This is a genomic window from Candidatus Nitrotoga sp. BS (genome assembly GCF_927797785.1).
Lineage (GTDB): Bacteria > Pseudomonadota > Gammaproteobacteria > Burkholderiales > Gallionellaceae > Nitrotoga.
Window position 1 is genome coordinate 1 of the sequence record NZ_CAKMLL010000038.1, and the last position, 6623, is coordinate 6623.

6 protein-coding genes and 2 pseudogenes are annotated in these 6623 nt (G+C 46.3%); 5 read left to right on the forward strand and 3 right to left on the reverse strand.

From position 1 onward, the window contains the following. The first annotated feature begins 562 nt into the window (after positions 1 to 562). From MJ769_RS14655 to MJ769_RS03640, 3 genes and pseudogenes are all read left to right on the forward strand, one after another. A complete protein-coding gene (locus MJ769_RS14655) occupies positions 563 to 844 on the forward strand; it encodes a hypothetical protein (RefSeq protein WP_445083060.1) in 282 nt (93 codons plus the stop codon). A gap of 96 nt (positions 845 to 940) precedes the next feature. Then, positions 941 to 1195, forward strand: a pseudogene (locus MJ769_RS14660) (transposase); the annotation flags it as partial. A gap of 238 nt (positions 1196 to 1433) precedes the next feature. After that, complete coding sequence (locus MJ769_RS03640) at positions 1434 to 2033, forward strand: TIGR02466 family protein (RefSeq protein ID WP_239234477.1); 600 nt, start codon at positions 1434 to 1436, stop codon at positions 2031 to 2033. A 20-nt stretch (positions 2034 to 2053) separates the two neighbouring features. Here the strand turns inward: MJ769_RS03640 and MJ769_RS03645 are convergent, their stop codons facing one another. Continuing rightward, positions 2054 to 2929 carry an SDR family oxidoreductase gene (locus tag MJ769_RS03645; protein WP_239234478.1) on the reverse strand — a complete coding sequence of 292 codons (876 nt, stop codon included), beginning with the start codon at positions 2927 to 2929 and terminating at the stop codon, positions 2054 to 2056. A 56-nt stretch (positions 2930 to 2985) separates the two neighbouring features. On the opposite strand from MJ769_RS03645, the gene MJ769_RS03650 reads away from it, so the two are divergent. Further along, on the forward strand, positions 2986 to 3996 hold the full coding sequence (locus tag MJ769_RS03650; RefSeq protein ID WP_239234479.1) for a CDP-6-deoxy-delta-3,4-glucoseen reductase: 1011 nt from the start codon (positions 2986 to 2988) through the stop codon (positions 3994 to 3996). A gap of 145 nt (positions 3997 to 4141) precedes the next feature. On the opposite strand, the gene msbA is transcribed toward MJ769_RS03650, so the two are convergent. Beyond that, the gene (msbA, locus tag MJ769_RS03655; protein WP_239234480.1) at positions 4142 to 5884 is read right to left on the reverse strand and encodes a lipid A export permease/ATP-binding protein MsbA; all 1743 of its coding nucleotides are present in this window, start codon (positions 5882 to 5884) and stop codon (positions 4142 to 4144) included. A gap of 128 nt (positions 5885 to 6012) precedes the next feature. Here msbA and MJ769_RS03660 point away from each other — a divergent pair, with 128 nt between their 5' ends. Then, positions 6013 to 6246 carry a hypothetical protein gene (locus MJ769_RS03660; RefSeq protein ID WP_239234481.1) on the forward strand — a complete coding sequence of 78 codons (234 nt, stop codon included), beginning with the start codon at positions 6013 to 6015 and terminating at the stop codon, positions 6244 to 6246. Positions 6247 to 6275: 29 nt separating this feature from the next. Here the strand turns inward: MJ769_RS03660 and MJ769_RS03665 are convergent. Beyond that, positions 6276 to 6623, reverse strand: a pseudogene (locus MJ769_RS03665) (histone); the annotation flags it as partial.

Here is a 6623-nt window from a genome sequence, read left to right on the forward strand (position 1 = left end):
TACGGAGGAGTAAAACAGATTAGCACTCAGGCAACTTGCGTAGCCTGATCTTAACGACAGAATCGAATAATTCAGTGTCGACTAATTAAACTGGAGTGCAGACATTGTGCTTGTTACTACTGCCACAGTCAGATTTGTAATAACCCAATAGTTATTACATTGTGGGATTATTATGACCACTCGATACGGGTATGCTGAGAATAAGTGCAAAATTTTAAACTCGTAAATGCCAATATTTGGCAAATGTGGATATTTCTGGCAATAACTCATGTTGTTAACATTCACATCACAACATATCCTGATATAACCATGTTCGGTGAAGCGGCACTATAGTCGATCAAAAAGATGAGACATAGTGGAGTTGTGCCCAGCGCCATCATGGCCCAGGATGTCCCCGCAGCACTTCTCGACTGCTTGAAAATGCTCTCCAGACGGAATGCAGAGTACTGCCACCGGTTGCTAGTGATATGTGGAAAACAATGTAGGTGTTAGTGTCAGCTTTTCATCCGATCATCAGCAATTAAATATTTAACTCAATTGATGATGTTATGTCTCATTGAGCATGGAACGACAAGACGGAAGGACACTCTCGATGCAGGCATTAGCCGAAAGGCGCAGGCGTGCAGTCAAACTTCGGGAAAAAGGAATGCGGGTGAACGAAGTTGTACGGGCATGTGAGCTATCGCGTGGGACGGTCATCGCTGCGCATAAGGCATATTGTCTGGGTGGCTGGACGGGGATGGCATTAAAACCCCGCGAGTGCTCCACGGGAGCAGTACGAAGGTTGAATACTGAACAGGATCGCGAAGTTCAGAAACTTATTAGCGACAAGACCCCTGACTAGATAAAGATGCCTTACTCCCTGAGGGGTCGAACGGCGGTGTGGGGATTTACCCCCCAAAAGCCGATCAATAAAGCTTACGAGCAACGTCCAAGCGAGGTGAAGGCATGGCTTGCAAAACATCAGGACGAGATTGAAGTGTTTTATCTGCCGAGTGACGGCCCTGAGTTGAATCCAGATGAAATGCTCAATGCCGATCTCAAACAGGCAGTGACAACCAAGGCACCTGCGCAAACAAAGGGCCAACTTCTCAAGATGACTACCAGCCACATGCGCAAGCTACAGAAATCACCCGAGCGTGTAAAAAGTGACTTTGAACATGCTCCTGTAAAGTATGCAGCTTTAGGTAAATAATTTATTGCCGGATCAATAGTTCGTAATCCCTCAAAATAGACATAGCGATACTAAGTCACAGCCACGATACCTCAAAAATTATAATGAAATAGCATTTCCTATTGAAACAAGTACGTATAATGTACATATGGAATGTGCAATTTTCGTTAAGACAGTTATAAACTGATAATTACATATATTGGTTGCTTTGTTATTTATGCTTTACCACTAATTTTTGAAGTTCAGGAGATATGCAGAGATGAACCTTGATACCTATTTTTCGACCCCAGTTTGGTGGGACGAGCTTGATGTTGATGTTGATGCCATTTTTAAGTTTTGTCATCAATTAAAGCAGTCCAATCCACGCGGGAATAATCTTAGTAATGCAGGGGGATGGCAATCAAAGGAGTTTTACTATGGCGACCATCCGGAATTAACGCCTTTATTAAATGAGATTTTACTCAGATCAAAAAAATGTTTATCTGATTTTGGATATGATGACGTAAATTTTGAAACTTATATGGATAATGTATGGGTGAATATTAATAAGTTAAATAATTACAATAAAATTCATATTCATTGCTCAGCGTTTGTATCTGGTGCTTATTACGTTACCGACTCTGATGCTCAAATAGAGTTTTACAGGAATTTTCAGGAACAATATACAATAGAATCTTTAGCACCCATTTCAGAGCTTAACGCAATTAATGCGCCAAAGTTTTCTTATCCGGCAAGAAAAAACCATTTAGTTATGTTTCCGTCCTGGTTGCCCCATTCTGTCGAGCCAAACCAGGAAGACGTTGAAAGAATTTCAATATCTTTTAATGTACGGATAAGAAAAAAAGGAACGGAAAGGTAGAAATTCAATTTGTTACGTGCTTATTTAAGTTTTTGAATAGTCTTCAGCGTATCTGACACGGTCGGGTAGAGAAGAGTTATTTTCAATTCGCGTTTCATGCGCATGTTCGTCAGGCGGCGTGATTCATTCATGAATGAAAGCAGGGGCTTTGGCAATGTCTGTTGTGCCTGCTCACGACTGATACGCGGCACATGCGGCAAATCAAATGCTTCTGCCACTTTATCGAAATAGTCCCCCATCTTAAGTTCGCTGTCATCACTGGTGTGGTACACCCGATTCGGCTTTGCATGACGTAATGCTGCCATAACGATATGCGCAAGATCGTCTGCATGAATGTGATTGGTATAACTGTCTTCTGCATCCAAAATTGCTGGTGTACCTTGCTGCAAGCGTTGCAGCGGTAGCCGATCTGTCGCATAGATACCTGGTACACGCAGGATAATGGCACGCACGCCAGTTCGCTTTGCCCAGCTGCGAATTTTATTTTCCGCAGCCACTCTGCGCTGAGCGCGCGCAGTTTGCGCATTTAATGTGTGGGTCTCCGTGACATATTCCCCGGCGCAATCGCCATATACCCCGCTGGTGCTTATATATACAATACTTTCGGGTAACGTGCCACGAGATAAAACAGCTAGCAGATTGCGGGTGCGCGTATCGTTTTCGCCACCAGTATTTGGTGGCGGGGCAAAATGCAGCACAGTATGCGCCAGCCCACTCAATCGACGCAGACTGATTGCGTAATCCAGATCGCCGGGCATAGGGGTGATACCTGCCTCACGTAATTCAACGAAACGTGTTGTATTACGAAGCAGTCCGAACAATCGGTAATTAACCCTTAATAGACGAGCAACCCGCATGGCGATATCGCCGCAGCCAACAATCAAGATTCGTTTCATTGCATGATTATGCGTTAAAATTACTGTTTTTGCGCATTTGGCAATGCAAGATATTCATGGCATTCAACGTTCTCATTAAACCAAGCGATCATAGTTTTACCATGGAAGCCGACGAAACCATCCTTGAGGCGGGGCTGAGGTGTGGCTTTATTTTGCCTTACAGTTGTCGTGACGGCGTGTGTGGGACATGCAAAGGTTTGCTGCTACAAGGCACAGTGGACTACGGCAAGTACGAGGGCAGCATTCTGAGTGAAGCAGAGAAAGCAGGAGGCATGGCTTTGTTTTGCTGCGCCAAACCTATGTCCGATTTGATCATCGAGTGCCGCGAAGTGAATGCTGCAAAGGATATCCCAGTGAAAACCCTGCCTTGCCGCGTACACAAGCTGCAACGACTTGATGACGTGATGGTGATTTCCCTAAAGTTGCCTGCAAGCGAACGTTTGCAATTCCTTGCGGGACAATATATCGATGTTCTTATGAAAGGTGGAAAGGCACGCAGCTTTTCACTGGCCAATGCCCCACATGATGACGAGTTCCTGCAGTTGCATGTGCGAAACATTTCGGGTGGCGAATTTACTAAACATGTTTTCACGCAAATGAAAGAGCGCGACATCCTACGTTTCAAGGGGCCGCTAGGTTCTTTTTTCCTGCGCGAAGATAGCAGCAAGCCCATGGTATTTGTCGCCAGCGGCACCGGTTTTGCACCAATCAAGTCCATCATTGAACACGCACTGTATGCTGGTGAGAAACGTTCCATGCATTTTTATTGGGGGGCGAATAAATTGAGTGGCCTGTATATGCTCGATAAAGCCAAGGAATGGGAAACTCATGGCATAAAATTTACTCCGGTCTTGTCGGAAGCATTACCAGAGGATAACTGGCAAGGCAGGACAGGCTTCGTGCATGAGGCCGTCCTGGAAGATTACACCGATTTGTCCGGCTACCAAGTGTATGCCTGTGGCGCACCAGTAGTAGTTGAATCAGCACACCGCGACTTCACGACCTTGCGCGGATTGCCCAACGATGAGTTTTTCTCCGACGCGTTTACTCCCGCAGTCAAAGCTTGATTATAAGCGTTCTCACGGACTTGCCATAACCCCAGTTTCCATTTTCATTGTTATATGATGTTGACAAGCATCATAAAATACTTAGGAATGAGGAAACAACTGACACCGTTTAATCCCGTTGTAAGTAAGCCGAATATACTGGTTATCATTGATTGTCATTCCACATGAACTGGATGCTGTGCAGCTGTGCATAAACATTGCCCTTGGCAAGCAATTCCTGATGAGTGCCAATTTCGACAATTTCCCCTTTTTGCAACACGACGATTCTGTCGGCTTTTTCAATGGTAGACAAACGGTGGGCAATTACCAACGTGGTACGCCCTTGCATCAGGGTTTCTAGCGCCGCTTGCACATAACGCTCGGATTCGCTATCCAATGCAGATGTGGCTTCATCCAGAATGAGAATGGGTGTGTTCTTGAGTATAGCGCGAGCGATGGCAATGCGTTGGCGCTGTCCACCAGACATGCGTACCCCCCTTTCACCCACCAATGTTTGTAAACCTTGTGGCATTTCACAAATAAATTCCATTGCATGGGCGGCTTGAGCGGCGGCAATTATTTCTGCCTCAGGTACTTCGCGTTTCTGGCCATAGGTAATGTTGGCTGAAACGGTATCATTGAATAACACCACATCTTGGCTTACCAGTGCGATATTAGCGCGCAGACTTGCCAGCGTGAGCTCCGCAAGGTCATAACTGTCTAGCGTGATGCGTCCGCTACTCGGAGAATAGAAGCGCGGTACGAGGTTGACCAGAGTGCTTTTGCCACCGCCTGAAGCACCGACCAATGCGACTGTTTGCCCTGCAGGAATCTCCAAATTGATGTCTCGTAATGCCAGCTTTTCACCTTTTTGATATGAAAAGTTTACATGCTCAAATTTCAGTCGGCCAGAGGCGTGAGTAATTAATTTCTTGCCGGAATCAAGTTCACTTGGCGTATCAAGCAACTCAAACACACTTTCTGACGCAGCCAGTCCGCGCTGCAAATGCTCGCTGACGCTGGCGAGCCGTTTCAGTGGCGAGGTCAACATCAACATGGCTGTAATGAAAGAAAGGAAGCCACCCACCGTCGTTTCATCGCTGCGCGATTGTTCGGTAACGAGATAAACGATAGCTGCAAGCGCCACTGCTGACACCATTTGCACGATGGGTACATTAGCGGCGGCGGCCGCCGCCTGTTTCATGGTGTGACGACGCACCCAGTTGGCCTGGCTATTAAAGCGTTGACTTTCATAGTGCTGTCCACCGAATAGTTTAACTACCTTATGCGCGGTTACACTTTCTTCAATTACCTGGGTGATGTCTCCCATCGCGCGCTGCGAATTTCGGCTGGCTACACGCAACCGGCCACTGATGATTTTTATGATCAAGACTATAACAGGCGCCATTAACAGACTGAGTAGAGTGAGCTTCCAGTTGAGGTAAAAAAGCCAGCCTAGCAGCCCAACAATCATGAGGGAATCACGGATACCAATGGTCACTACGGTTGTAGCGGCAGCTGTTACTTGTGTTACATCAAAAGTCAATTTAGAGATTAGATTGCCGGTCGCATGATCATCATAAAAACGCGCAGGCAGGGCAAGCAGCTTGCTAAACATTTCGGCACGCAAATCCATTACTACTTTATTTCCCACCCAGGTGACAGTGAAGGTGGCAACAAAAGTAGCCAAGCCGCGCACCAAGAAAATAGCCAAGATAAACAGTGGAATCAAGCCAATGATGGCCTCATCTTTATGCACGAATGTGCCGTCTAGCATGGTTTTTAGCAAAATCGGCAATAGCGGCTCAGTAGCCGCAGCCACTACCATGCCAAGAATGGAAAGTGCAAATATGCGCCAGTAGGGTTTGACATAGTCGAGCAACCGAAAATAAAGCTGTGAACTGGTCATAATTTATAGCGCGCGGTAAGTTTGCAGAGTTATTACATGCTTTTCGACCTGATTTGCATGGTAAGTTGCCACTAAGCCATTAAGGCAGATATGCATAAATGGATTGTTACGAGCAGACCGACTGCTAATTGACCAAAAGATTCTTGTGGATTACTTCAACCATTTTATGGCCAGCTACATCATTCGCTTACAGTAAAGCGCAACCGCTTTACTTCATTTCTGCCGACATTTCAGCCTTTGTTTGTTACTGGAGTAGCAAAGCCAGCTCACTGCACGCCGATGGCAGCGAGGGCGAGGCACATGCAAACTTGCGTACGCCTAGTAAGGTAGCTGCGTCAGCTGCAAATGCCAGCCCTGTTTAATAATTAAGTGGCTGCATTCACAGCCTACATTAATGTAGCTTGTCGGTGCCTGGCTTAGTCGGAAAAGGCCAAGTTGCAGCCGGTTGCACAGGTGACGGAGCCGGGACTGTTTTAATTTTGGCAACAGGTAATTTTGCAGAAATAGCTGTTTTAGCTACAGGCTTCTTGGCAGCGACTGCTGTTTTAGCTGCAGGCTTCTTGGCAGCGACTGCTGTTTTAGCTGCAGGCTTCTTGGCAGCGACTGCTGTTTTAGCTGCAGGCTTCTTGGCAGCGACTGCTGTTTTAGCTGCAGGCTTCTTGGCAGCGACTGCTGTTTTAGCTACAGGCTTCTTGGCAGCGACTGCTGTTTTAGCTACAGGCTTCTTGGCAGCGACTGC

What these genes read in the sequence shown, in the direction of transcription:
- MJ769_RS03640 (WP_239234477.1), top strand. Translation starts at nt 1,434, where the DNA reads ATGAACCTTGATACCTATTTTTCGACCCCAGTTTGGTGGGACGAGCTT.
- MJ769_RS03645 (WP_239234478.1), bottom strand. Translation starts at nt 2,929, where the DNA reads ATGAAACGAATCTTGATTGTTGGCTGCGGCGATATCGCCATGCGGGTT.
- MJ769_RS03650 (WP_239234479.1), top strand. Translation starts at nt 2,986, where the DNA reads ATGGCATTCAACGTTCTCATTAAACCAAGCGATCATAGTTTTACCATG.
- MJ769_RS14655 (WP_445083060.1), top strand. Translation starts at nt 563, where the DNA reads ATGGAACGACAAGACGGAAGGACACTCTCGATGCAGGCATTAGCCGAA.
- msbA (WP_239234480.1), bottom strand. Translation starts at nt 5,884, where the DNA reads ATGACCAGTTCACAGCTTTATTTTCGGTTGCTCGACTATGTCAAACCC.